Genomic DNA, 24,908 nt, shown 5'->3' on the forward strand with positions numbered 1-24,908 from the left:
AAGGCCCCCAATCATGAAAAATACTTCCTCACTGTCGGTCATCGCATCGCTCGTCGCATCGGTTTGCATCGGCGTTGTCTCACCCGGAGCAATCGCCAAGCCCGCCGCCGCGAAGCCGGCGCAGCAATGCCTTTCTGACCTGAAGGCATTTGACGGCCAGTTGCAAAAGGACGGCTACTGGCTTCACAGCTACGGCTACGGGTATGGCTATCCGATGTACGGCTATGGCTACGGCTACGTTGCGGAACCCTCCGCCGCGGGCGTGGGCTATTCCAACGTGCGTCCGGGCTACGAGGTGCGCACCTTAATCGCTTCGGCCAACATCCTGGCGCAGCGCGGTGACCAGCAGGCCTGCGAAGATTCACTTAGCGCTGCACGCACCGTCTACACCGCTTATGCGGCGGACCTGAGCAGTGGCAAGGTTCCGCGCATGGACGTATCAGCCTGGCGCCGCCAGCAGATCGCGGCAGCCGTTCCCGTCTCCGGCAGTGACGTGGCGTTTCGCTCTGACCAGCTGGTCGGTGCGGGTGTGGTCAATCCGCAGGGGGAAGACCTTGGCAGCGTCGACGACATCGTGGTGAGCCCCCAGACCGGCAAGGTCGCCTACCTCGTTATCGGTCGGGGGGGCATCTTCGGTATCGACAAGAAGTACGTGCCCGTTCCGTGGGAGAGCTTCAAGGCTGCGGCCGGCAACAAGCTGCTCGTGCTGGCCACGGTGAAGTCGACGATGGAGTCCGCGCCGCACGTGAAGAAAGACCAGAACTTCCAGAGGGACAACTTTGTGGCCGAGAGCGTGAAGGTCAACGCCTATTGGACTGCGCACGCAGGACAGTGATCCACCGAGGCAACAAGTGGTGAAACCCTGATGGCATGTGGCCGCCTTGCGGCCACATGCCTCATTCGTATGCCAGTTGCACGATCAACTTGCCGAAATTCCGGCCCTGCAGCATGCCCATGAAAGCATCGGGTGCGTTCTCCAGACCGAACACGATGTCTTCTCGAACCTTGACCTTCTCTTCGCGCACCCACTCGCGCATCGCGCCAGCGAACTCGTTCCAGCGCGAGCCGTAATCCGCCATCGTGATGAAGCCCTGCATGCGGATGCGCTTCTTCAGCAGCGTGGCCTCCAGCAGTCCCAACCTGTCGGGACCGGCCGGCAACGTGGTGGCGTTGTAGCCCGCGATGAGCCCGCACACGGGAATGCGCGATCGGGTGTTGAGCAGGGGCAAAACCGCGTCGAACACCTCGCCGCCCACGTTCTCGAAGTACACGTCGATGCCTGCCGGACAGGCAGCCGCGAGCGCGTTCGGCATCCCCTCGGCAAGGTGATCGATGCAGTCGTCGAAACCCAGTTCGTTGACCACGTAACGACACTTCTCGTTCCCGCCAGCGATACCCACGACACGGCAACCCTTGAGCCGGGCGACCTGCCCGACCACCGAGCCGACCGCGCCGCTGGCAGCCGCGACCACGACGGTTTCGCCGGCCACCGGCTGGCCGATGTCCAGCAGCCCCATGTAGGCGGTGAAGCCCGGCATGCCGAGCACCCCCAGCGCGCGCGAAGGGTGCGGGTCCCCCGGGTACAGCGCGTTGAGCCCCTCGCCATCCGCCAGTGAATAGTCCTGCCAGCCGGCCGCCCCCACCACCAGTGCGCCAGGATCGAAACCTGCGTGTGCGGAATGCTCGACGCGCGAGACGGTGCCACCCACCATCACGTCGCCGAGGGCCATGGGCGTCGCGTACGACGCTGCGTCGCTCATGCGACCGCGCATGTACGGGTCCAGCGACAGGTACAGCGTGCGCAGCAGTACCTGCCCCGGACCGGGCTGCGGCACCTCGCCGTGCTCCATGCGGAAGTCCTGCGCGGTCGGCGCGCCGTTCGGTCGGGCGTTCAGGACGATGCGGCGATTGAGGGTGGGTGTCTGCGTCATGGGTTCGGCTTTCGTGTCGGATCGAAGGAGAGAGGGTTGAGCGTGCAAGGGCGGGGCGGTCGGAAAAGGGTGGTGCGGTCACTGTGCGCGGTGCCTGCCGCGAGGTCTGTTCGTTGGCGCACACGTGACCGCGGCGCGCGCGCCGTGCCATCCTCTGTCTTCGCCGCTGGCATGGGTACGGCAGCGAACAGACGCGGTACGCGAGGCGTCTCAAAGTGAACCCATGAGTGACACCCTGGATTTCTCCTTCGATGACGGCCAATGGGTCGTCCGCGACCTGGTGGTCGATGCGAGTGGTTGGCTCGAATGCCGGGCGATGCCGGTCTTTGCGAGCCCGATCCGGCCGAACGACGGACCTGGGGTTTCGACGCGCGACCAACCGGCCTGCGGCGAGGCTTCGCACTGGCGCAGCTGCAATGCATTGACGGGCTATCGCGTCCATGCGCTCGATGGCGATGCCGGGCTTGTCCAGGACCTGCTGGTCGACGCGGAGAGTCGGGCCGTGCACGCCATCGTGATCGACACGCGCCACTGGTGGACGGGGCACAGCGTTCTCATCGCACCTGAGTGGGTCACCGGCGTGCGGCCGCCGGATCGCAGCCTCTCTGTCGGCTTGACACGCGACGCGATCCAACGCTCGCTGCCTTATGAACTCAATCGATGGCGCGTCGCCGCCACCCGCACGGGCGACGAGGGCGGCCCGCCGATCGAGGACGAGGTCCAGCGGGGCACGCGTCCTTCAGTCGAGGAGGCCGCGAACATCCTCATCCAAAAATCATGGCTGCAGGGCGAATCTGTTCCCGCTGGGCAGGCCGGCGAGACGGACGTTCAACGGCTGCGTCACTTTGGGTTCGAGGTCACGACGATCGCAGCTGCGGATTGAAACGTCTCTGGGTCAAGGCCGGTTTCACGAGATCTCGAGCGTGGGCATCTCGTTCCACAGCTCGATCACCCGCCGATGCGGATGGGCGGGCTCGTGGCCCAGGATGCTGACCGAAGCCGGGTGCAAGGCGAAGTGGGCTCCGGCGATCAGCGGTAGACCGATCCATCGTGCGGCCAACGCGGCGCCGAACTGGCCATGCGAGAACAGCGCAACGTTGCCTTCCCGCTTGCTCAGATGGCCGATGAGCCGGTCTGCGCGGATTGCCAGTTCGTCCGGCGTCTCGCCGTTCGGACACCCGTCGCGCCAGACGTTCCAGTCGGGTCGCGTCTTGCGAATGTCGGCACTGCGCAGTCCTTCGTCATCGCCGTAGTCCCATTCGACGAGATCGGTCTCGATGCGGCTCAGCGCGTCGAGCCCCGCCAGCGCGCATGTCTGGCGGGCTCTCAGCGCGGGGCTTACCAGCACGTCGGAGAAGGCGATGTTGCGCAGCCGCGGCGCGAGCGCGCGCGCCTGCACCTCGCCGTGCGCGGTCAGGCCCAGGTCGGTCAGACCCGTGTGTTGACCAGTCAGCGTCCATGCGGTTTCGCCATGCCGCACGAGGTACAGCTGCAGCAGCGTCGTGCTCATGCGGTCTCCATCGCGAGGCTGTACTGGCCCCGCACGGCGGCGCCGTTGCACGTTGCGCGATGCAGCAGCGCCTGCTGGGCTGCCACCCGGTTGGCGTCGTTGCCGGCCCAGGCCGCGAGCGCGGGCTGCTGGAGTGCCCGGCCGAATGAGAAGGTGAGAGGCCAGGGGCTGCGCACCAGCACGGTGCCGCCGCGGCGGTGCATGGCGTTCAGCCGTACCGTGGCCAGCGCAGCCGGCTGCCCCCCCGAGAGAAACGCAATGCCTGCCACGGCGGCGGGCACGGAACGCAGCAAGCAATCCAGCGTGGCATCCGCCACGGCATCGATGTCGTCCTGCACAGGGCAGTCGGTGCCCGGCAGGACCATGTTCGGCTTGAGAATCATCGCCTCGAGCACCACGCCCTGCTGGTCGAGCTGCTCGAAGACCTGGTGCAGCACGCGGTGCGTGGCTTCGCCGCACTCGACCAGGGTGTGCGCGCCGTCCATCAGGACTTCTGGCTCGACGATCGGCAGCAGCGAGGCTTCCTGGCAGAGGGCGGCGTAACGCGCCAGCGCATGCGCGTTGGCCGCGATGCAGGCGGGGCCGGGCATGCCGGTCTCGATGCTGAACACCGCGCGCCACTTGGCGAATCGCGCGCCCTTTTCAAAATAGGCCTTCAGCCGCGCGCGAAGGCCGTCCAGCCCCTCGGTCACTCGCTCCCCGGGGTGGCCTGCAAGCGGCTTGGCGCCCAGGTCGACCTTGATGCCTGGGACGATGCCGGCGTCTTCGAGCACTTGCGTGAAAAGCACGTCGTCTCTGGTTCGCTGATGCAACGTCTCTTCGAAGAGGATCGCGCCACTGATCGTGCGGCCGAGCCCGGGCGTGCTCACCAGCAGCTCACGGTAGGCACGCCGGGACTCTTCCGTCTGCGGAATGCCGGCGCTCCCGAAGCGCCGGTTGCAGGTGCCGGTGCTCTCGTCCATCGCCAGCAGGCCCTTGCCATCGGCCATCAGCCGGAGAGCGGTGTCTGCGAGCAGCGGCCTGTCGATCGTGATCATGGTTCGAATCTCCTGTGTTCCAGTGCCCGGACCTTTTCCAGACGGCGTTGATGGCGCGGGGCGCCCGAGAAGCGCGCGTGGAGGAACACATGCACGAGGTCGAGCGCGTAGCGCGTGCCGATCACCGCGCCGCCCAGGCACGCAACGTTCATGTCGTCGTCCTCGACGCCCTGGTGTGCAGTGAAGACATCGTGAACCAGTCCGGCACGGACACCGGCAAACTTGTTCGCGGCTATGGCCACGCCCACGCCGCTGCCGCAAAGTGCGATGCCGCGCGTGATGTCTCGCCGGGCAACGGCGCTGGCCAGAGGAGCCACGAAGTCCGGGTAGTCGTCCGAGGGGTCGAGCTGAAAGGCGCCGAAGTCCTCGACCTGACAGCCCCATCCTCGCAGTGCGCGCACGAGTTCCGCCTTGAGTGCGTAGCCGCCGTGGTCGGCCGCGATGCCCACGCGCAGATTCATGGCGCCGCCGCCCGTACGATGGCTTCGAATTCATCCGGCTTCAGGCTCGCCCCGCCGACCAGCACGCCGCCGACATCGGAAAGCGCAAGGATGCTGCGCGCGTTGGCAGGCTTGACCGAGCCGCCATAGACGATACGCACGGCGTTCCCGGATGCGCCCAGCCGGGCGACCAGGCACTGCCTGATATGCCCATGCATTTCGGTGATCTGGGCGGCAGTCGGCACCTGTCCACTGCCGATCGCCCAAAGCGGCTCGTAGCCGATGGCGAAGGCCGAAGCGGCGATGCCCTTCGGCACGCTCAGGGACAACTGCGCTGCACAGGCGTCCAGGGCGCCGCCGCCTGCACGCTCCGCTTGCGTTTCGCCGATGCAGATGATCGCGAGCAGACCGGCGGCCACTGCAGCGTTCGCCTTCGCAGCGACCCGCTCGCTGCTTTCGCCTTGATGTTGACGGCGCTCGGAGTGTCCGACGATGACTGCCGATGCTCCCGAGTCCTTCAGCATCCGCGCACTGATCTCACCCGTCCAGGTGCCGGAGGTCTCGTGATGACAGTTCTGTGCGCCGATGGCGACGAAGGAGCCTGCTATGCGCGCGGCGCGCTCGATCAGGGTGAACGGCGGACAGATCAGGACATCTGCCTTCGCGGGACGGTCAGTCATCGACACGCCAAGCGCCTCGATGTCTGCCAGTTGCGCGCTCAGTCCATGCATCTTCCAGTTTCCGACGACGAGCGGCCGCGTCACGTCGACTGGACCCGAATGTGGGGGTTGGGTGTCGTCAAGCTGTGCTCCTTTGGAAATGGAGAATGGGCTTTCCGGGTCGGCGCGTCTGTGCGTTGGAGAACAGACCCTGGCCGCAAGCGCGGCTGCGTGTGCGACAGCGAACAGACATTGCGGACGAACGCGTGGACAGTGGGCCTTTCTTTGACTTGGAGGCCACCTGCCATGTGCCCGTTTCGCACCACCGCCGACATGCCGGGCTTCGAGGACAGGACGAGCCTCGAACCTGAGCCAGCGTGCGTGTCCATCCCGGCTTTCAACGGATTGCCTGACGCCGTGCCGCCATCGGCCCCATGGTGGCAGCGCCTGCGCTGGAAGGTCAGGCCGACAATGGTTCCGCAGTGAAAGCCCAGGGAACGTTGACTCGCGCCGACGAGCGGATGATCGACGATCTTCAACGCGGTGCCTTCGACTACTTCCTGCGCCACACGCATGTTCACAGCGGGCTGGTCGCAGACACCTCACGACCGGACGCGCCGGCCAGCATTGCTGTCGTCGGCTTCGCGCTGTCTGCCTATCCGGTAGCGGTCGAGCGCGGATGGATCGCCAGGGAAGACGCAGTCGGTCGATGTCTCGACGCATTGCGCTTCTTCGCCGGAAGCGACCAGTCCGGCGCGGCCGACGCGACAGGCTGGCGCGGCTTCTACTTTCATTTCCTGGACGGCGATACAGGCCGACGTGCATGGTCGTCGGAGCTGTCGTCCATCGACACCGCGCTGCTGGTGGTCGGCATGCTGACGGCCGCCGCTTATTTCGATGCCGCGACCCCTTCCGAGGACGAGTTGCGCAGGCTCGCGAACCTCCTTTATGACCGAGTGAACTGGAACTGGTCCGAGCACGATGACGATGCGGTGGCGCTCGGCTGGAAGCCGGAATGCGGCTTCCTCAACTACGGCTGGCAAGGCTACAACGAGGCCATCGTCCTGTATGCGCTCGGCCTGGGTTCGGACACGCACCGGCTGACAACGGCCAGCTTCGAAACATGGACCGAGACCTACCAGTGGGAGAACCTCTACGGTATCGATTTCCTCTACGCCGGGCCGCTGTTCGTGCACCAGTTCTCGCATGCGTGGATCGATTTCCGCGGCATCCGGGACAGCTTCATGCGCGAGAAGGGCTGCGACTACTTCGAGAACAGCCGGCGTGCCACCGAAGTGCAGCGGCAGTACGCGATCCGCAATCCGCGCGGCTTCGGCGGCTACGGGCAGGACGGCTGGGGCCTGACGGCCAGCGACGGTCCCAGCGTCGAGCCGAAGACGGTGGCGGGTCGCCGCCAGGCGTTCTACGGGTATGCCGCGCGCGGGGTTCCCTGGGGTCCGGACGATGGAACGCTCAACAACGCCTGCGTGGCCGCCTCGCTGGTGTTCGCGCCCGAGATTGCGCTGCCCGCACTGCGCCGGCTGGTCGTCGAAGCGGGCGCGACGGGTGGGAACGCGTTGTACGCGAGCGGCGTCAACGTCACCGCGGGCGGCGACACGCCCTGGATCTCTGAAGGGGTGTTTGGCCTCGACCAGGGGCTGACGGTCCTCATGATCGAGAACTTCCGCACCGGCCTGCCTTGGCGTTTGACCCGCAGCATTCCTTGTCTGCGTGCCGGTCTGCGGCGAGCGGGTTTCACCGGTGGTTGGCTGCAGCCTTAGCGCATCCGATTCCTTATGCCCGCGTTCTCCCAAGCCGCCCAGCCCGCCGACGCGCGTCTGGCCAACACCCGGCCGGCCGGTTGGTGCAGCCCCAAGCCGCTGCTGCGCTACGACTTGCTGATCATCGGCGCGGGGCCGGCAGGCTTGGCGGCGGCGCGCGCCGCCGCGGCCCTGGGAGCCCATGTGGCGCTGGTCGAGCGCCATGAGCTCGGTGGCAATTCGTTGAGCGACGGCTGTATTCCGTCCAAATCGTTGATCCGCACGGCGCGGTTGTTGGCGGAGATGCGCAATGCGGAGAACTTCGGCGTGACTTCTCCGGGCGAGCTGGCGTTCGACTTCGCTGCGGCGATGCGACGGATGCGGCGCGTCACGGCGCGCATCAGCCGACGGGATTCGGCGATGAACCTGGCGCGCGCCGGCATTCATCTCTTCTTCGGCGTGGCCCGATTCACCGGGCCGGATGCGATCGAGGTCGACGGCATGCCGCTGCACTTCAAGAAGGCGCTCATCGCGACCGGATCGCGCTCCCTTTTGCCCGACATTCCGGGCCTCGACGAAGCCGGCTACCTCACCAACGAGACGGTGTTCGACCTCGATGTTCTGCCGCCCAGCCTGATGGTGATCGGTGGCGGCCCGCTCGGTTGCGAGCTGGCCCAGGTGTTCGCGCGCTTCGGGTCGCGTACGCTGATCTCGCACAGCGAGCCGCTCTTCCTGCCGCAGGAGGAACGCGACGCGGCGCAGATGGTGTCCGACGCGCTGGCGCGCGACGGCGTGGAAATCCACCTCAACAGCACGGTCACGCGCGTGCGCATGGAAGACGGCCGCAAGGTGGTCGACCTGGTCAACGACGGCACCACGGCCACCACGCGCGTCGACACACTCCTGACCGGCATCGGCCGCGTGCCCGCCGTGCAGGGCCTCGGGCTGGAATCCGCGGGCGTGGCCTACGACGCAGAGGGCGGCATTCATGTCGACGACTTCCTCTGCACCAGCAACCGCCGCGTCTTCGCCGCGGGCGATGTCTGCCTCACGCACAAGTTCACCAACACCGCCGAGGCCTCGGCCCGCATCGTGGTCCGCAATGCGTTGCTGCTGGGGCACGAGCGCATGAGCGCGCTCACGATCCCGTGGTGCACCTACACCGACCCCGAGGTCGCGCACGTCGGCCTTTACGTGAGGGAGGCAAGGCAGCAGCGCATTCCGGTCAAGACCTTCACGATCCCGATGCACGACGTGGACCGCGCCATCGCCGATGGCGAGGAAGACGGCTTCGTGAAGATCCATGTCCGCGAGGGCAGCGACACGATCCTCGGCGCGACCATCGTGGCCCGGCATGCCGGAGAGATGATCAACAGCATCTCGCTCGCGATGGTGACGGGTATCGGGCTGCAGGCACTGTCCAGGGTCATCCATGCCTATCCGACGCAGGGCGCAGCCATCCGGCAAGCGGCGGATGCGCATGCGCAGACGCGCTTTACGGCAGCGCGCTTCATGCGGTTGAGCAAGTGGTGGGCGCGCTGACATCCAAGCGCAAGCAGTTCACCCATCGCGGTCGTTTCGAAGTCAACCAATGACAGCAAGACCGCGTTCGCGGCGTCGAAAATCTTGCTGTCATCACCACGCTCAACTTTCGGCGCCTGAACGTGGCGGAGGATCGAACTCAGCGATGCTGATGTTCCACCGAAAAATCATTCGTACTCGACCAGCAGTTCGTTCGCCACGGTCCATACACCGGGCGCATTCCACGCGATGCGGCTTGCTTCGTCTTTCTGATGCCAGGAATCCACCGTTCCGGTGAGCGTGGCCTTGTGGCCGGAGACCTTGACCTGGATGTCCTGGTCGGAGACGGACCAGTTGCGATTCAGCGCGCTTTCGATGTCCGCCTTTTCAATGGCATCGTCCGTTGGGGACTTGATCTTGATGTTGTTCGAAACGCCTGCGACGCCCTCCAGACTTTTCACGGCCTTGGCTGCGGCATCGCTTTGGAAATTCCATGAAAGATCGCCTTCCAGAGTGACCCATCCTTTTTCGACTTTGGCTTTGACCTTGCCGGAGGGAACCTCCCAGTTCCACTTGAACGCGTTGACGACTTCGGCAGCAATGTCGTTGTCGTCTTTCTTGGCCCAATTGCTGGGGTACTTGATTTCGATCTTTTCCACCACGGCCGTGACGCCCGTGACCCGCTTCACTGCGTCTTCCGCTTCGGATTTCTTGGCGTAGCCGTCGACAGAGCCGGTCAGCGTCACGACGCCGTCCTTGGCCGAGACGCCGATCTGGGACGCACTCAACGTGGGTTCCCACTTGAGTTCCGCCATGACGTCCTGCTGAAGTTGTGTATCGGTTTTCATCTTCGATTCCTTGAGTTGGCTGGCGTTGAGATTGCGTGGCGCCGGCGTCTCCTCGTTTCTGACGATTCGATCTGCAAGAGCCACGCGTCATCTTGGGTCGCCTCAAGGCCGAGGTCTGTTCGTTGCCGCACGGTGCACGCAGTAGTCGGTCGGGCGTGCTCAAGTGGGCAGTGCAGCGACGCATTCGGCAGCGCGTCGGCGTTGTGCGTCGTGCACCGCTGCGTATCCCTCTCGCAACGCGCGGGCATCCGCCAGTGCGTGATGACGGCCGATGCCGTCGCGCTGCATCGATGCCGTCCACGACGAGTCCATGGCTTCATTGGAGGCGTGTTCGCGCGAGAGAAATCCAACCTGGTGCGGCACGAGCACCTTGGACCATCGTCCCCAGCACATGGCTGAAACCAGGGCGTTGCGCAGCAGGTCGAAATCCGCCTCGTAGTCGTACACGACGGCGATCGACGTCCGACGAAGACCCGAGAGCCATTTGTCCACGTGACGGCCCAACTCGATGCTCGATCGAACCTGGAGCGGCATCAACCCCCATTGCGGAAGCACTGTGCGCTTGACGAAGGCGTTGACCGGTATTCGGTCGTCTGCGATTTCCACATAGAACTCCCTGCCGTCGTCCGCCACCAGGCCGATCGAGAGCAATTCGGGAGCTTTCAGCGAACTGAATTCGGTGTCGATGAAGAGATTCATCGCGTTACCAGGCGGCGTGATTTCGGGGTGGTGTGACATTCGGAATCGACCAAACTTCATGGCCACAGGGTGGCGGTGACCCGAGCTTCACGGCGCCCCGCGCTTCAGTCTGTTCGTTGTCGAACAAAGGCGTCCAGCGAGCCCATGTGACCCAAATGCAGCGTGCGGTAGCCCACAGACCGTTGGCGTGCATGCGCACAGACTGATCGAAATTCGCGACGACCCATTCATCCCACTGAAGGAGCAATCACACCATGTCCAAAATTATCGGCATCGACCTCGGCACCACCAACTCGTGCGTGTCGATCATGGAAGGCAACACTGCGCGCGTGATCGAAAACTCGGAAGGTGCGCGCACCACGCCGTCGATCGTGGCCTACCAAGAGGACGGTGAAGTCCTGGTCGGTGCCTCTGCCAAGCGCCAGGCGGTCACCAATGCCAAGAACACGATCTACGCAGTCAAGCGCCTGATCGGTCGCAAGTTTGAAGAAAAGGAAGTGCAGAAGGACATCGACTTGATGCCCTACAGCATCTGCAAAGCCGACAACGGCGACGCCTGGGTCGACGTGCGGGGCAAAAAGTTGGCACCCCAGCAGGTCAGCTCAGAGATCCTGCGCAAGATGAAGAAGACCGCCGAAGACTATCTCGGCGAGCCCGTCACCGAAGCCGTCATCACGGTCCCCGCGTACTTCAACGACGCGCAGCGCCAGGCCACCAAGGACGCCGGCCGCATCGCGGGCCTGGACGTCAAGCGCATCATCAACGAGCCCACCGCGGCGGCCCTGGCCTTCGGCCTGGACAAGCATGAGCAGGGGGACCGCAAGATCGCCGTCTACGATTTGGGCGGCGGCACATTCGACGTGTCGATCATCGAGATCTCGAGCGCTGATCGCGAGAAGCAGTTCGAAGTGCTGTCGACCAATGGCGACACCTTCCTCGGCGGCGAAGACTTCGACCAGCGCATCATCGACTTCCTCGTGACTGAGTTCAAGAAGGAGCAGGGCGTCGATCTGACCAAGGATGTGCTCGCCCTGCAGCGTCTGAAGGACGCCGCGGAAAAGGCCAAGATCGAACTGTCCGGCAGCGCCTCTACCGACATCAACCTGCCCTACGTGACCGCCGATGCGTCCGGCCCGAAACACCTGAACATCAAATTGACTCGCGCCAAGCTCGAAAGCCTGGTCGAGGAACTGATCGAGCGCACCATTGCGCCATGCCGAGCCGCCATCAAGGATGCCGGCGTGAGCGTCTCGGACATCAACGACGTGATCCTGGTCGGCGGCATGACCCGCATGCCCAAGGTGCAGGAAAAGGTGAAGGAGTTCTTCGGCAAAGAACCGCGCAAGGACGTGAACCCCGATGAAGCCGTGGCCGTCGGCGCCGCCATCCAGGGTCAGGTGCTCTCCGGCGACCGCAAGGACGTGCTGCTGCTGGACGTGACCCCGCTGTCGCTCGGCATCGAGATCATGGGCGGTGTGATGAGCAAGATGATCGCCAAGAACACCACGATCCCGACCAAGTTCGCGCAGACCTTCTCCACCGCCGAAGACAACCAGCCGGCCGTGACGATCAAGGTGTTCCAGGGCGAGCGCGAGATCGCTTCGGGCAACAAGGCGCTGGGCGAGTTCAACCTCGAAGGCATTCCACCGGCTGCGCGCGGCACGCCGCAGATCGAAGTGAGCTTCGACATCGACGCCAACGGCATCCTGCACGTGGGCGCAAAGGACAAGGGCACCGGCAAGGAAAACAAGATCACCATCAAGGCGAACTCGGGCCTCTCGGAAGCCGAGATCCAGAAGATGGTGAAGGACGCGGAACTGAATGCAGTGGAGGATAGGAAGAAGGTCGAACTTGCACAAGCGCGCAACGAAGCCGAGGCCACCATGCACGGCGCCAAGAAAATGCTTGCCGAGCAGGGCGCTCAACTTGAAGGCGCCGAGAAGCAGGCCATGGAAGGCGCGATCAAAAAGCTTGAAGAAACCCTGGAGGGAGAAGACAAGGCCGCGATCGAGGAAAAGACCCGGGCACTGACGGCGGCGAGTCAGAAGCTCGGCGAGAAAATGCATGCGCAAGCGCAGCCCGAGCAGGCTGCGTCCGGGCCTTCGGCGGGCACCGGCCAGAGAAGCCCTGAAGCTGCGATGCAAGACACCGCCGATGACAGCGTGGTCGACGCCGAGGTGAAAGAGGTCAGGAGCACCTGAATTCGGCGAGCGGCATCCGGACTGAGCAGGTGATCGCGTTGTGGGTCAACGCATTGCCTTGACCAGGGCATCGAACTTCGCATGCAACGACGCATCGTGCGGCGTCACTGGCGGGATGGCCTTGGTGATGTGCAGCAACTCGTACACCGCCATCTGTGCCGCTCGCACCGAGAACTCGACGGTGAAGACGGTGTCCAGCGGAATCTCGACGAACTGGCTGATGAAGGCGAAGTTCTTCGTTCCTGGCGGCACCGGCAGCGGTCGGTCTCCGGGCGCGCGCGGCATGAACATGCTGGTGATGTAGGGCATGCGACAAGGAATGCAGTTGGCCGTGGCCACGGTTTCCAGGTCGAAGCGCAGGTGCCCGCAAAGCTCCTGCAACAGCTCCGCACCGGTGCAGTCCGCCATCGCCTTGGCAACGAAGTTGCCGATGCGGTCGGGGAAGAGGCCGTAGCCCCAGAACACCTGCACGCCGGGCGGCTGGTTGGCGAAATGCGGCTGGTGCGCCAGCACGATGGACATCAGCCAGTTCGAGTCCTTGAAGGTGACCAGTCCGCCGGTGCCGGCTTCGTTGCCGGAAAAACGCTGCATCCGATCGAAGAAGTCGGAGTCTTTCAGCGTGACGGTGAACGAAGCCCAGTCAGACTGCGCGACGCAGCTGTTGAACACTGCGGGGTTGCCGAAGGCCGGTCGGCCCTCGGCCAGCTTTTCCCACAAGGTCCAGCTGCCGTTGTGCGCCTTCGTCAGCTTGGGCGGTGCCAATGTCATCGAGCCCAGGCTGGATGAATCGGTCATCGAGCCGTTCTGCACGAAGACGAGGTCGCCGTCTTCCATCTGCATGCTCTCGGGCTGGCCCTTCAAGCTGAAGTGCATCGCAATGACTTCAAACATGCCGCCTTCCGTCTTGTGATCCAGATCGGTCACCGTGCAGTCGGTGATGATGTGCACCCCCTGCGTTTGAAGCCAGCGCTGCAGCGGCACGACCATCGAGTCGTACTGGTTGAACACCGTGCGCTTGACGCCGGCCAGCGTCTCGATGCGGGAAAACTCCAACATGAAGCGGTGCAGGTAGCGGCGCAACTCGACCGCGCTGTGCCAGGGCTGGAAGGCGAACGTCGTGACCCACATGAACCAGAACGGCGTCTCGAAAAAGGCGGGCGACAGGTGGTCCGTGATGCAGCTGCTGCCCAGCGAAGACTCGTCGGAGTTCACCAGTTTGAGAAGCTCGGCCCGGTCGTGCATCGAGAAGCCCATGGACGCCACCGGCACCTTGGCGCGGCGGCGGTCGACCAGCCGCGCCAAGGCGTGGGAAACATGCTTCTCGTTGAATGCCAGCGTCTCGTCGAACACGCTGCAACCCGGCTGCGTGAGGGAGGGTATGGACTTGAGCAAATCCCAGGTGCACTCGTAGTTGTCGGTGGTCAGCATGCGGCCGCCGCGCATCGAGTAGCCGTGATCGGCATCGCCTGCGGCGTCCAGGCTGCCACCCAGCAAGCTGCCGGTCTCCAGGATCGAGATCTGGCTGCCCGGTATCCCGCCGTCGCGGATCAGAAATGCGGCGCCGGCCAGCGAGCCGATGCCGCCGCCGATGAAATAGGCCTTGCGTGTTGAAGTCATGTTGAAAGCTTCCTCAAGAGTGTGGTTACCGCACTCAACTTAGGCGTGGCGCGTCTGCCGGTCTGTGCGCTTGGCAACACAGGGCACCAAGCGCTGAGTGCGGTAACACACAGACCAGGAATGCTGGATGCCCGAGGCTGCAGCAAGCCATCGATCCAACAACCGACTCAAGGAAATCACATGAAGAAACCAGACGCCAAAAAAGTGCAGGACCTGAGGAAACGGCAGGAGGCGCCGCTGGTCACGCCCACGGACCTCAAGGGCGACTCGACCCGTGACATCGCCGCCGCCATGAATGGCATCCTTGCCGATGTGTTCGCGATCTACCTCAAGACCAAGAACTTCCATTGGCACATGAGCGGGCCTCACTTTCGCGACTACCACCTGTTGCTTGACGACCAGGGGGACCAACTCTTCGCGATGACCGACCCGATCGCCGAGCGCATCCGCAAGGTGGGCGGCACCACGCTACGCTCAATCGGCCACATTGCCCGCACGCAGCGGGTGCTCGACAACGATGCTGATTACGTCGAGCCGCTGGACATGCTGGCGGAGCTGCGCGAAGACAACAAGACGCTGGCAGCGAGCCTGCGCGAGGCGCACGGGGTCTGCGAGCAGCACCGCGACATCGCGACCACCAGCCTGATCGAAAGCTGGATCGACGAGACAGAGCGGCGGACCTGGTTCCTGTTCGAGGCCAGCCGCAACGGCGGGACCACCGAACATTGAAGCCGGTCAGGTCAAGCGCTGTGGAACTGCAAACCGCTGATCCGACGTCGCAGTACGTCTGCCCCATGCACGCGCAGATCGTTCGTGCATCACCGGGCGCCTGTCCGATCTGCGGCATGGCGCTGGAGCGCCGGGTGGCCGCCGCCGACGAGGCGCCGAACACGGAACTCGTGGCGATGACGCATCGGTTCCGGTGGACGGTGGGGCCAGCCGTTGCCGTGTTCCTGCTCGCCATGTCGGACATGCTCCCCGGTGCACCGATGCGTGCATTGATCGGTGGAAGAGCCGAGGCCTGGACCGAATTTGCACTCGCCACCCCCGTGGTGTTGTGGGGCGCATGGCCCTTCTTCGTACGCGCATGGCAATCGCTTGTCAGCCGCAACCTGAACATGTTCACCCTGTTCGGTCTGGGCATCGGCGTGGCCTGCGGCTACAGCGTCGTTGCCTTGATTTTTCCGGTCATCTTTCCCCCGACGTTCCGCGACCATGACGGTGTGGTGGCCGTCTACTTCGAGGCCTCCGCCGTGATCGTCGTGCTGGTGTTGCTGGGTCAGATGCTGGAGCTCGGCGCCCGCAGCCAGACCCACGATGCCATCCGCGCGCTGTTGCACCTGGCGCCCAAGACCGCGCGCCGCGTTGCAGCCGACGGTGGCGAGGTCGACGTTCCGCTCGACGCCGTGGTGGTGGGGGACCGGCTGCGCGTGCGCCCTGGCGAGAAGGTGCCCATCGATGGCGTGGTGCTCGAAGGCACCAGTTCCGTCGACGAGTCGCTGGTCACCGGCGAATCCATGCCCGTCGAAAAGAAGGCCGGAGACGCCCTGATCGGTGCCACGCTCAATGGCACCGGTGCGATGCTGATGCGCGCCGACCGGGTCGGGGAGGGCACCATGCTGGCGCAGATCGTGCGCATGGTCGGCGAAGCCCAGCGCAGCCGCGCGCCGATCCAGAAACTGGCGGATCAGGTGGCCGGCTACTTTGTCCCCGCTGTCGTGGGCATTGCCGTCCTCACGCTGGTGGTCTGGGCCTTCTTTGGACCCGAGCCCAGGATGGCGCATGGCATCGTCAATGCGGTGGCGGTGCTCATCATCGCCTGCCCTTGCGCGCTCGGCCTGGCCACGCCGATGTCGATCATGGTGGCCACTGGCAAGGCAGCGGCTGCCGGGGTGCTGTTCAAGAATGCCGAGGCCATCGAAATGATGCGCAAGGTCGACACGCTGGTGGTCGACAAGACCGGCACGCTGACCGAAGGCCGCCCGAAGGTGGTGGCCGTGGTGCTCGCGAAGGCGGGCTCGGGCCCTTCATCCGGCATGGACGAGGATGCCCTCGTCAGGCTGGCCGCGAGCCTGGAGCAGGGCAGCGAACACCCGCTGGCGGCTGCCATCGTCGCCGACGCGCAGGGGCGCAAGCTGGCACTCGTGAGCGCCACGGAGTTCTCGGCCAAGACCGGGAAGGGCGTGACCGGCCGCATCGATGGTCGGCCGGTCGCGTTGGGCAATGCGGCGCTGCTGACCGACCTGAAAGTCGACCCGGGCGCCTTGGTGGCTCGCGCCGAGGCGTTGCGCCAGCTCGGCCAGACGGTCGTGTTCGTGGTGGCGGACGGCCAGGTCGCCGGACTGATCGGGGTGGCGGACACCGTCAAGGCGAATGCGGCTCAAGCCATCCAGGAACTGCGCAAGGAAGGCTTGCGCATCGTCATGCTCACGGGCGACGCCAAGACCACGGCCGACGCTGTGGGCAAGGCCCTGGGCATCGACGACATCGTGGCCGGTGTGTTGCCCGACCAAAAGGCCGCCACCATCAAGAAGCTGCAGGCGGAGGGCCGCGTGGTAGCCATGGCCGGCGACGGCGTCAACGACGCACCGGCACTGGCCCAGGCGCAAGTCGGCATCGCCATGGGTACCGGCGCCGACGTGGCGATGAAGAGTGCCGGCGTCACATTGTTGAAAGGCGACCTCGGTGGCATCGTGCGTGCGCGCCGTGTCAGCGAAGCCACGCTGCGCAACATCAAGGCCGGGCTCTTCTTCGCCTTTGTCTACAACCTGCTGGGCGTGCCGCTCGCGGCCGGCGTCCTGTACCCGTGGTTCGGCGTCCTGCTGAGCCCGATGCTGGCCGCGGTGGCCATGAGCCTGAGTTCGCTCTCGGTCATCGGCAACGCGCTTCGGCTGCAACGGTTGAAGTTGCAATGAGCGGCAGCGCATCCGGTGCATCCGGATAGTCGGTGTAGCCCTTTGCGCCCTTCGAATACCAGCTGGCCATGTCCCCGAGCGCCAGGGGAAGATGTTCGGCGAAACGCCTCGGCAGGTCCGGGTTGGCAATGAACGCGCGTCCGAAGGCGATGGCATCGGCCTGACCCGCATCCAGCGCCGCCTGGGCTTCTGAGAGGGTGAAGTCCGAGTTCAGGATCAACGGGCCGCGGAACACCTTGCGAATCGCCGGGTGTACCGGCGGCGAGTCTGCCTGTCCGAAGGTGCCGTTGCGCAGCGGTTCGCGCAGCGCGAGGTATGCCACATCGAGCCCATCCAGGGCCGCGGCCGCTGCTGGGAACAGGATCTCGGGATGGCTGTCGTTGACCCCCTGCACCTCGCCATTGGGTGACAGGCGCACGCTGGTGCGCTCGGCGCCTACGGTGTCCACGACGCGTTGGGTGATCTCGACCAGCAGGCGGATGCGGTTGGGCACGGAGCCGCCATAGGCATCGTCACGGAAGTTGCAGTTGTCGCGCAGGAACTGGTCGATCAGGTAGCCGTTGGCGGCATGAATCTGCACGCCGTCGAAACCCGCGGCGATCGCATTGCGGGCCGCCAGTGCGTAGTCGTCCAGCAGGCGCCGGATATCGTCGGCTGTCATGGGTCGTGCCTGCGCATAGGGCTGCTTGCCGTGGTCGTCCGTGTAGGCGTCGCCCGGCGCGGTGGTGGCCGATGCCGAGACGGGTGGCGTGCCGCCGATGAAGCTCGGATGCACCAGTCGGCCCATGTGCCAGAGCTGCAGCGCGATGCGGCCGCCGGCCGCGTGCACCGCCGCCGTGACCGGCTTCCAGCCCTGGACCTGCGCATCGGTCCAGATGCCCGGCGCGCACGGGAAGCCGCTTCCCTCACGGCTGATGCCCGTGGCCTCGCTGATGATCAGGCCGGCGCCGGCGCGCTGCGCATAGTAATCCGCCATGAGTGGCGTCGGCACGTGATCACGCGTGGCGCGGCCGCGCGTCAGCGGTGCCATGAAGATGCGGTTGGCTGCCGTGAAGCTGCCGATGCGGATCGGGTCGAACAATGAAGGCATGAGGGGTTCCTTGGAGTTAAGCGTCAGCTTGCGAGTGCCGCCGCCTCGTGTCTGTACTCCGCCGAACGCCTGGCTGTCGATGGCTCAGGGGGCAGCAGGTCGCGGATGCGATGCGGCCACCCCCGCGCAGTAGCGGGCCAACTGCGCCATCACCTGTTGCACCGCCACATTGGCCGCGACCACGCCGCCGTACGGGTCGTCGCTGGCCGCCGGCACCGTTTCGTCGAAGGTCTGCCAGGAGATGACCTGGCGGGTGGTGTTGTCCGACAGCGTGGCGCGCAGCGTGAGGCTCACGCGGCTGGGTGTTTCGCCGAAGTCCTGCTGCAGCCGCAGCACTTCGGTGTCGAGCCGCAGTTCAGCGGCGATACCGCTGGTCGATGCGCCGGCGGCGCGAAAGCGCCCGGTGCGCTCGATGGCCGACACGATGAGCGGCGTGAGCATGCGCGCGGGCGTGTCGGCCCACTCGTTGTGGGCGAAGTGTTCGAGCTGGTGGGCGACCCGCACGTAGACGATGTGTTGGCTGTCGAAGCCCGGTGCGGAACGCGTCGGATTGACGATGAGCGCCGGCGCTGTGGCGGCAGCGACCACAGCGTGTGCATTTGCCTCAAGCAGCGCGGGGCTGCCGTCGAGCACGTAGACGGCTGGCGGTATCACCTCATTCGGGAAGAGCGCGGCGCAGCCGCCGACCAGCGTCATGCTCAACGTGGCAGTGATGCCGATGAGGGTCCTGCGCGTGCCCGTAAAGATGGGGGGTTTCATGGCGTGGTTGTCGGCTGTGGGTTGGTTTCGCCGGGGCCGTTCGGCACCGGGCCGCGACCGCGAAGGAGGCCTGCGGGGTCGCGTGCGGTCTGCTCGCTCAGTCGCCGCAGCGAGTTCGACAGGTCGCTCAGTTCGCCCAGCAGGCGCTGGATTTCGGGCAGCGTGTCTGCCGTGAAACGCTGTGCATCGCCGCCGACGGCGTTCACCGTCTTCGAGGTGGCTGTGCCCGCCAGCGCGACTTCGTTGCCCATCTTCTCGACCGCGTCGGCGGCGCGTCCCATGCGCGCGACGATCGGGCCCAGCTGCGCCGTCAAGCGTGCGCTGCGGTCGGCGGTCTTCGCCGCATTGACGATGCCGGCATCGATGTCGTCCTTGCGCGCGGCGATGGTGCGGGTCACCGTGGCGATGTCGGCCAGCGCGCTCGTCAGCGCGGCGCGGTTCTCGGAGCTGAGCAGGGCGTCGATGTTGCTCGACGTGCGGTCCAGCTTGGTCAGCACGGTGGTGAGCACGTTCTCCAGTCTGGCGCTCAGCGACGGCTTGGTGCGGATCACCGGATATGGCGCCGCGGCGCTCGGCGGCAGCAGTGGTGCATCGCGGCTGCCGCCGCCGAGCTCGACGTAGGCGATGCCGGTGAGCCCTTGCGTCTTGAGCACGGCCACGGTGTCGGTTTTGATCGGCGTCCCGCGCTCGATGGCGAAGGTCAGGTGCACCCGCTCCGGGTTTTCCGCGTCGAGCTGGATGTCGCCGACCTTGCCGACCTCCACGCCGTTGTACTTGACTGGCGCGTTGAGGTTGAGCCCTGCGACAGACTCGTCCTCGATCGCGAGGTAGGTGTCGTACTTCTTCTGCAGCGTGCCGCCCGTGGCGATCCACAGCACGCCGGCAATCAACACCGCGCCCAGCAGCAGCACGAAGGCGCCGACGACCGTGTAATTCACCTTGGTTTCGATGGGGTGCTCCTGTTCCGGGGCGCGGAGGCTTTCGCGGTCACGCGCTGTTCCTGTGCCTGCGCGGCGCGCCCGCGCGCGCCGTCGAAAAACTGGCGGATCGACGGCTCGTCCCGTCGGGAGAGCTCGGCCATCGAGCCCACGCCCTGCACCTTGCCGTCGGCCAGCACCGCGACCCGGTCGGCCACCTGCCAGAGCAGGTCGAGGTCGTGCGTGATCATGAAGATCGTCAGCCCGAACAAGTCGCGCAACTTGAGCACGAGGTCGTCCACGCCTTCGGCGCTGACCGGGTCGAGGCCGGAGGTCGGCTCGTCGAGGAAGAGCAATTCGGGGTCGAGCGCCAGCGCCCGTGCCAGCGACGCGCGCTTGAGCATGCCGCCGCTGAGCTCCGATGGGTGTTGGGCGCCGACCTCGGCCGTGAGTCCGGCCATCGCCAGCTTGGCCATCGCGAGCTCGTCGATCAGCGCGTCGTCGAGCTTCGTGTGCTCGCGCAGCGGGAGGCCGACGTTCTCGCGGATGGTCAACGCATCGAAAAGGCCGCCATGCTGGAACATCACGCCCCAGCGCTGGCGCAGTGCGGCGGCGGCATGCTCGCCGATGCCGGTCAGCTCGTGGCCGAGCACGCGAATCGAGCCCGCGTCGGGCTTGTGCAGCAGGATGATCTCGCGCAACAGCGTCGACTTGCCCGACCCGCTGCCGCCGATCAGCGCGAAGATCTCCGAACGATTGACCGTGAAGGTTACGTTCGAGTGCACCACGTGGCTGCCGAAGCGCGTGACGACCTTGTCGATCTCGATGACGGCATGGGATGGGGCCGGCGGGCTGGTCATGTCAGAGATCCAGCGCGCTGAACACGATCGAGAAGAGCGCGTCCGCCACGATCACGAGGAAGATCGACTGCACGACGCTGCGGGTCGTTTGCCGCCCCACGCTGTCCGCGCCGCCCCTGGTGCGAAAGCCCTGATAGCAACCGACGACCGCGATGATGGCCGCGAAGACCGGCGCCTTGCCGATGCCGGTGAGCGCGGTCGAGGTGACGACCGCCTTGACGAAGCGGTCGAGGAAGTCGACGAAGCCGACGTCGAGCTGCTGACGCGCCATGACCATGCCGCCGAAGACGCCCAGCACATCGGCGAACACCGTGAGCAAGGGCAGCGCGATCATCAGCGCGATCACCTTCGGCAGCACCAGCATTTCCTGCGGGTCGATGCCGAGCGTCTGCATCGCATCGATTTCCTCGGTCACCGCCATCGTGCCGATCTGCGCCGCGTAAGCCGAACCCGAACGCCCGGCCACGATGATTGCGGTGATCAGCGGCGCGAACTCCCGCAGCATCGAGATGCCGACCAGATCGGCCACGAAGATGTTGGCGCCGTACTGCCGCAACTGGCTCGAGCCCTGATAGGCCACGACCACGCCCAGCAGGAACGCCAGCAGGCCGACGATCGGCAACGCATCGAATCCGGCAGTGCGGATGTTGAAGAGCACCGGCCGCCAGCGCCAGCGCGTGGGGTGCACGATGCAGTGCGCAATCGATTCCGCGATCTCGCCGACGAAGCCCACCATGCCGTGCGCTTCGCGCAGCGCCGAGACGGCGCCTCGGCCGACTGACCCAAGCGCACCCGGCGCCGGCGGCGCCACGACGGCGGGTCGCGCCGTTTCCTCCGTGAACTGGCGGGTCACCAGGTCCATCAGGGCGGCGAAGCGTTGCGGCAGGCCGCCGAGGCTGGCGTCGCCGCCGGACTGGCGGGCCTGCCGCAGCAGCCGCTGGATGACCCAGGCGCCGGCGGTGTCGAGCGCGGCGACACCGCTCGCGTCGACGACGAGCGCCACGCCGTTCATGGCCGGCAGTGCATCAAGACCGCGTTCGATGTCGCACATGTCAAGCGCGGTCCACCGTCCGGTCAGCACGAGCGATTGCGGCGAAGTCTGCGAGAACGCCGCAGGATGGGCCGCTGCGGCCTGGCCCGGAGGCGACGTGGACCGCGGTGCGACTGCGCTTGCCACGTCAGAGAAAGGGCGACGGTGCGCTCTGCCGGCGTGCGGTGCGCACGATGACGCCGTCGGGCAGGGCGCGTGTGTTGCGCTTTGCGGCCGCGCGTCCCTGGGGCGTGACGCGCATGACGATGGCATGGCCGACATAGCAGTGGCCGCCGCGCTCCGGCATGGCCAGCGGGATGTCGGCTTCCACCAGCCCCCATCGGCACAGCAGTTGCAGCTTGTCGATGTCTGCTTGCTGCACGATCTCTGCAGGAAGCTGCGCCGTGCACAGTCGCTGGAGGAGTTGGTAGGCCATCAGATGGCCTCCTCGACCCGGGCAGGTCGCTGAGCGCGCGAAGACGCGGTTGGCTGCAAGTCTTCGTCTGCGGGGTGAGTGATCGTGAACTGGCCGGGCGACCTGATTGGATCGCAATCGACCTGGATCGTGTCCTTCGGCCCGAAGCTGCCGTCGAGCAGCAGCTTGCTCAGCGGGTTCTCGATACGCTGCTGGATCGCCCGCTTGAGCGGCCGCGCGCCGAACACCGGATCGAAGCCGACCTTGGCGATCTCGGCCAGCGCAGCGGGCGACACCTCGAGCGTGTAGTCCATCTTCGTGAGCCGCGCCTGCAGCACCTTGAGCTGGATCGCGGCGATCGATTCGATGTTCTTCGCGTCGAGCGCATGAAACACGACCGTCTCGTCGATGCGGTTCAAGAACTCGGGCCGGAAGTAGTTCTTCAGCTCGTCCCACACCGCGTCCTTGATGTCCTGGCTCGGCTGGCCCACCATCGACTGGATGATCGGCGAGCCGATGTTGCTGGTCATCACGATCACCGTGTTCTTGAAGTTCACGGTGCGGCCCTGGCCGTCCGTCAGACGACCGTCGTCGAGCACCTGCAAGAGGATGTTGAACACGTCCGGGTGCGCCTTCTCGACCTCGTCGAGCAGCAGCACGCTGTAGGGCTTGCGGCGCACGGCCTCGGTCAGGTAGCCACCCTCCTCGTAGCCCACGTAGCCCGGCGGCGCGCCGATCAGGCGGGCCACGGAATGCTTCTCCATGAACTCGCTCATGTCGATGCGGATCAGGTGGTCTTCGCTGTCGAACAGGAAGCCGGCCAGCGCCTTGCACAGCTCGGTCTTGCCCACGCCCGTCGGGCCGAGGAACAGGAAGGAGCCGGTCGGGCGGTTCGGGTCACTCAAGCCTGAACGGGAGCGCCTGATCGCATTCGCGACCGCACCGATGGCCTCGTCCTGCCCCACCACGCGCTCGTGCAGCTTGGCTTCCATCACGAGCAGCTTGTCGCGCTCGCCCTGCATCAGCTTGGCGACCGGGATGCCGGTGGCGCGCGCCACGACTTCGGCGATCTCTTCGGCGCCGACCTGGGTGCGCAGCAGCGTGGGCGCGCTCGACTTGCCCTTGCTGGTCTCGCTCTCCTGGGCTTCTTTCAGGCGCTTCTCCAGCGCCGGCAGTTGGCCGTACTGCAGCTCGGCGACCTTGTTGAAGTCGCCCTTCTGGGTGAACTCGGCGATCTGGAAGCGCATCTTGTCGATCTCTTCCATCACGGTCTTGGAGCCCTGGGCCTGGGCTTTTTCGGCTTGCCAGATCTCGTCGTAGTCGGCGATTTCCTTTTGCAGCTTGACGATCTCGTCCTCGATCAGGCCGAAGCGCTTGACCGACGACTCGTCCTTCTCACGGCGCACGGCTTCGCGCTCGATCTGCAGCTGGATCAGGCGGCGGTCGAGCCGGTCCATCACCTCGGGCTTGGAGTCCATCTCGATCTTGATCTTGGCCGCAGCCTCGTCGATCAGGTCGATGGCCTTGTCGGGCAGGAAGCGGTCGGTGATGTAGCGGTCGGAGAGCTCGGCCGCGGCAACGATGGCCGGGTCGGTGATCTGCACGCCATGGTGCACTTCGTACTTTTCCTGCAGGCCTCGCAGGATCGCGATGGTGGCTTCCACGCTCGGCTCGCCGACGATGATCTTCTGGAAGCGGCGCTCCAGCGCGGCATCCTTTTCGATGTACTTGCGGTATTCGTCGAGCGTGGTGGCGCCCACGCAGTGCAGCTCGCCGCGCGCGAGGGCCGGCTTCAACATGTTGCCCGCGTCCATCGCGCCTTCGGCCTTGCCGGCGCCGACCATGGTGTGCAGCTCGTCGATGAAGACAATGGTCTGTCCTTCGTCCTTGGCAAGTTCGTTGAGCACGGTCTTCAGGCGCTCTTCGAACTCGCCACGGAACTTGGCGCCGGCCAGCAGGGCCGCCATGTCGAGCGAGAGCACGCGTTTGCCCTTGAGCGAATCGGGCACCTCACCGGCCACGATGCGCTGGGCCAGGCCTTCGACGATGGCGGTCTTGCCGACGCCGGGTTCGCCGATGAGCACGGGGTTGTTCTTGGTGCGGCGCTGCAGCACCTGGATGGCGCGGCGGATCTCCTCGTCGCGGCCGATCACAGGATCGAGCTTGCCCAGGCGCGCGCGTTCGGTCAGGTCCATGCAGTATTTCTTCAGGGCTTCGCGCTGGCCTTCGGCGTCAGCGCTGTTGACGCCCTGGCCGCCGCGCACCGCATCGATGGCGGATTCGAGGGACTTGCGGGTCATGCCGTTGGCACGCGCGAGGTTGCCGACGTCGGCCTTGGAATCGGCCACGGCCAACAGGTAGAGCTCGCCCGCGATGAACTGGTCGTTGCGCTTGATGGCTTCTTTTTCTGTGGCCTGCAGCAGCTTGCCGAGCTCCGGGCCGACCTGGACCTGGTCGTTGCCTTGCACCTGCGCCAGCTTCTTGATCGCCGCCTCTGCCGCCTGAGTGAGGCCGGGCACGTTGACCCCGGCGCGCTCGAGCAGCGCGCGCGGGCCTTCGTCCTGCCGCAGCATCGCGGCCAGCAGATGGACCGGCTCGATGTAGGCGTTGTCGTTGCCCAGTGCGAGCGATTGGGCATCGCCAAGGGCTTCCTGGAATTTGGTGGTGAGTTTGTCTTGGCGCATGGGTTGACTTTCGGA

22 protein-coding genes are annotated in these 24,908 nt (G+C 65.5%); 7 read left to right on the plus strand and 15 right to left on the minus strand.

The genetic code is table 11. The features are described from left to right. The first annotated feature begins 13 nt into the window (after positions 1-13). Entirely contained in the window at positions 14-835 is an 822-nt protein-coding gene (locus tag VLK31_RS19540) for a PRC-barrel domain-containing protein (RefSeq protein WP_409170095.1), read from the plus strand. A 61-nt stretch (positions 836-896) separates the two neighbouring features. Here the strand turns inward: VLK31_RS19540 and VLK31_RS19545 are convergent, their stop codons facing one another. Further along, positions 897-1,931 carry an NADP-dependent oxidoreductase gene (locus VLK31_RS19545; RefSeq protein WP_409170096.1) on the minus strand — a complete coding sequence of 345 codons (1,035 nt, stop codon included), beginning with the start codon at positions 1,929-1,931 and terminating at the stop codon, positions 897-899. A 223-nt stretch (positions 1,932-2,154) separates the two neighbouring features. Here VLK31_RS19545 and VLK31_RS19550 point away from each other — a divergent pair, with 223 nt between their 5' ends. After that, positions 2,155-2,814: a hypothetical protein gene (locus tag VLK31_RS19550; protein WP_409170097.1), complete on the plus strand. Its 660-nt coding sequence runs from the start codon at positions 2,155-2,157 to the stop codon at positions 2,812-2,814. Positions 2,815-2,838: 24 nt separating this feature from the next. On the opposite strand, the gene VLK31_RS19555 is transcribed toward VLK31_RS19550, so the two are convergent. From VLK31_RS19555 to tpiA, 4 genes are read right to left on the minus strand one after another with little or no spacing between them, the layout of a single operon-like run. Beyond that, the gene (locus VLK31_RS19555; protein WP_409170098.1) at positions 2,839-3,441 is read right to left on the minus strand and encodes a histidine phosphatase family protein; all 603 of its coding nucleotides are present in this window, start codon (positions 3,439-3,441) and stop codon (positions 2,839-2,841) included. Next, a complete protein-coding gene (locus VLK31_RS19560; protein ID WP_409170099.1) occupies positions 3,438-4,478 on the minus strand; it encodes a class I fructose-bisphosphate aldolase in 1,041 nt (346 codons plus the stop codon). The genes VLK31_RS19555 and VLK31_RS19560 overlap by 4 nt, the downstream gene beginning before the upstream one ends. Further along, on the minus strand, positions 4,475-4,939 hold the full coding sequence (locus VLK31_RS19565) for an RpiB/LacA/LacB family sugar-phosphate isomerase (RefSeq protein ID WP_409170100.1): 465 nt from the start codon (positions 4,937-4,939) through the stop codon (positions 4,475-4,477). Before VLK31_RS19565 ends, VLK31_RS19560 begins: the two co-directional genes overlap by 4 nt. Then, entirely contained in the window at positions 4,936-5,682 is a 747-nt protein-coding gene (gene tpiA / locus VLK31_RS19570) for a triose-phosphate isomerase (protein WP_409170101.1), read from the minus strand. The genes VLK31_RS19565 and tpiA overlap by 4 nt, the downstream gene beginning before the upstream one ends. 329 nt (positions 5,683-6,011) lie before the next feature. On the opposite strand from tpiA, the gene VLK31_RS19575 reads away from it, so the two are divergent. Together VLK31_RS19575 and VLK31_RS19580 are read left to right on the plus strand one after the other, a co-directional pair. After that, positions 6,012-7,358 carry a glucoamylase family protein gene (locus tag VLK31_RS19575; protein WP_409170102.1) on the plus strand — a complete coding sequence of 449 codons (1,347 nt, stop codon included), beginning with the start codon at positions 6,012-6,014 and terminating at the stop codon, positions 7,356-7,358. Positions 7,359-7,373: 15 nt separating this feature from the next. Next, positions 7,374-8,879 (plus strand): mercuric reductase, encoded by a 1,506-nt coding sequence (locus VLK31_RS19580; protein WP_409170103.1) that lies wholly within the window; start codon positions 7,374-7,376, stop codon positions 8,877-8,879. A 167-nt stretch (positions 8,880-9,046) separates the two neighbouring features. Here VLK31_RS19580 and VLK31_RS19585 read toward each other — a convergent pair whose 3' ends face one another. After that, positions 9,047-9,706 carry a BON domain-containing protein gene (locus VLK31_RS19585; RefSeq protein ID WP_409170104.1) on the minus strand — a complete coding sequence of 220 codons (660 nt, stop codon included), beginning with the start codon at positions 9,704-9,706 and terminating at the stop codon, positions 9,047-9,049. A 159-nt stretch (positions 9,707-9,865) separates the two neighbouring features. Further along, positions 9,866-10,405, minus strand: a complete 540-nt coding sequence (locus VLK31_RS19590; RefSeq protein WP_409170105.1) for a hypothetical protein — start codon at positions 10,403-10,405, stop codon at positions 9,866-9,868. A gap of 254 nt (positions 10,406-10,659) precedes the next feature. Between VLK31_RS19590 and dnaK the strand changes: the two genes are divergently transcribed. Continuing rightward, a complete protein-coding gene (dnaK, locus tag VLK31_RS19595; protein ID WP_409170106.1) occupies positions 10,660-12,606 on the plus strand; it encodes a molecular chaperone DnaK in 1,947 nt (648 codons plus the stop codon). A gap of 45 nt (positions 12,607-12,651) precedes the next feature. Here dnaK and VLK31_RS19600 read toward each other — a convergent pair whose 3' ends face one another. Next, positions 12,652-14,223 carry an oleate hydratase gene (locus tag VLK31_RS19600; RefSeq protein ID WP_409170107.1) on the minus strand — a complete coding sequence of 524 codons (1,572 nt, stop codon included), beginning with the start codon at positions 14,221-14,223 and terminating at the stop codon, positions 12,652-12,654. Positions 14,224-14,403: 180 nt separating this feature from the next. Here VLK31_RS19600 and VLK31_RS19605 point away from each other — a divergent pair, with 180 nt between their 5' ends. Both VLK31_RS19605 and VLK31_RS19610 read left to right on the plus strand, forming a co-directional pair. Continuing rightward, on the plus strand, positions 14,404-14,952 hold the full coding sequence (locus VLK31_RS19605) for a Dps family protein (RefSeq protein ID WP_409170108.1): 549 nt from the start codon (positions 14,404-14,406) through the stop codon (positions 14,950-14,952). 20 nt (positions 14,953-14,972) lie between these two features. After that, positions 14,973-17,138: a copper-transporting P-type ATPase gene (locus VLK31_RS19610; RefSeq protein WP_409170109.1), complete on the plus strand. Its 2,166-nt coding sequence runs from the start codon at positions 14,973-14,975 to the stop codon at positions 17,136-17,138. Here the strand turns inward: VLK31_RS19610 and VLK31_RS19615 are convergent. The 7 genes from VLK31_RS19615 to clpB form a co-directional block, all read right to left on the minus strand. Further along, the gene (locus VLK31_RS19615) at positions 17,095-18,228 is read right to left on the minus strand and encodes an alkene reductase (protein ID WP_409170110.1); all 1,134 of its coding nucleotides are present in this window, start codon (positions 18,226-18,228) and stop codon (positions 17,095-17,097) included. The two genes, VLK31_RS19610 and VLK31_RS19615, sit on opposite strands and share 44 nt — an antisense overlap. Positions 18,229-18,312: 84 nt before the next feature. Beyond that, the gene (locus VLK31_RS19620) at positions 18,313-18,987 is read right to left on the minus strand and encodes an ABC-type transport auxiliary lipoprotein family protein (protein WP_409170111.1); all 675 of its coding nucleotides are present in this window, start codon (positions 18,985-18,987) and stop codon (positions 18,313-18,315) included. Beyond that, entirely contained in the window at positions 18,984-19,925 is a 942-nt protein-coding gene (locus VLK31_RS19625; protein WP_409170112.1) for an MlaD family protein, read from the minus strand. The genes VLK31_RS19620 and VLK31_RS19625 overlap by 4 nt, the downstream gene beginning before the upstream one ends. Next, positions 19,922-20,764 (minus strand): ABC transporter ATP-binding protein, encoded by an 843-nt coding sequence (locus VLK31_RS19630; protein WP_409170113.1) that lies wholly within the window; start codon positions 20,762-20,764, stop codon positions 19,922-19,924. The genes VLK31_RS19625 and VLK31_RS19630 overlap by 4 nt, the downstream gene beginning before the upstream one ends. A gap of 1 nt (position 20,765) precedes the next feature. Continuing rightward, on the minus strand, positions 20,766-21,941 hold the full coding sequence (locus VLK31_RS19635; RefSeq protein ID WP_409170114.1) for an ABC transporter permease: 1,176 nt from the start codon (positions 21,939-21,941) through the stop codon (positions 20,766-20,768). 1 nt (position 21,942) lies between these two features. Further along, the gene (locus tag VLK31_RS19640) at positions 21,943-22,230 is read right to left on the minus strand and encodes a hypothetical protein (protein ID WP_409170115.1); all 288 of its coding nucleotides are present in this window, start codon (positions 22,228-22,230) and stop codon (positions 21,943-21,945) included. After that, positions 22,230-24,893, minus strand: a complete 2,664-nt coding sequence (gene clpB / locus VLK31_RS19645; protein WP_409170116.1) for an ATP-dependent chaperone ClpB — start codon at positions 24,891-24,893, stop codon at positions 22,230-22,232. The genes VLK31_RS19640 and clpB overlap by 1 nt, the downstream gene beginning before the upstream one ends. Between the last annotated feature and the right edge of the window lie 15 nt (positions 24,894-24,908).

The sequence above is a fragment of the Variovorax sp. H27-G14 genome, assembly GCF_046156345.1.
Lineage (GTDB): Bacteria > Pseudomonadota > Gammaproteobacteria > Burkholderiales > Burkholderiaceae_C > Variovorax.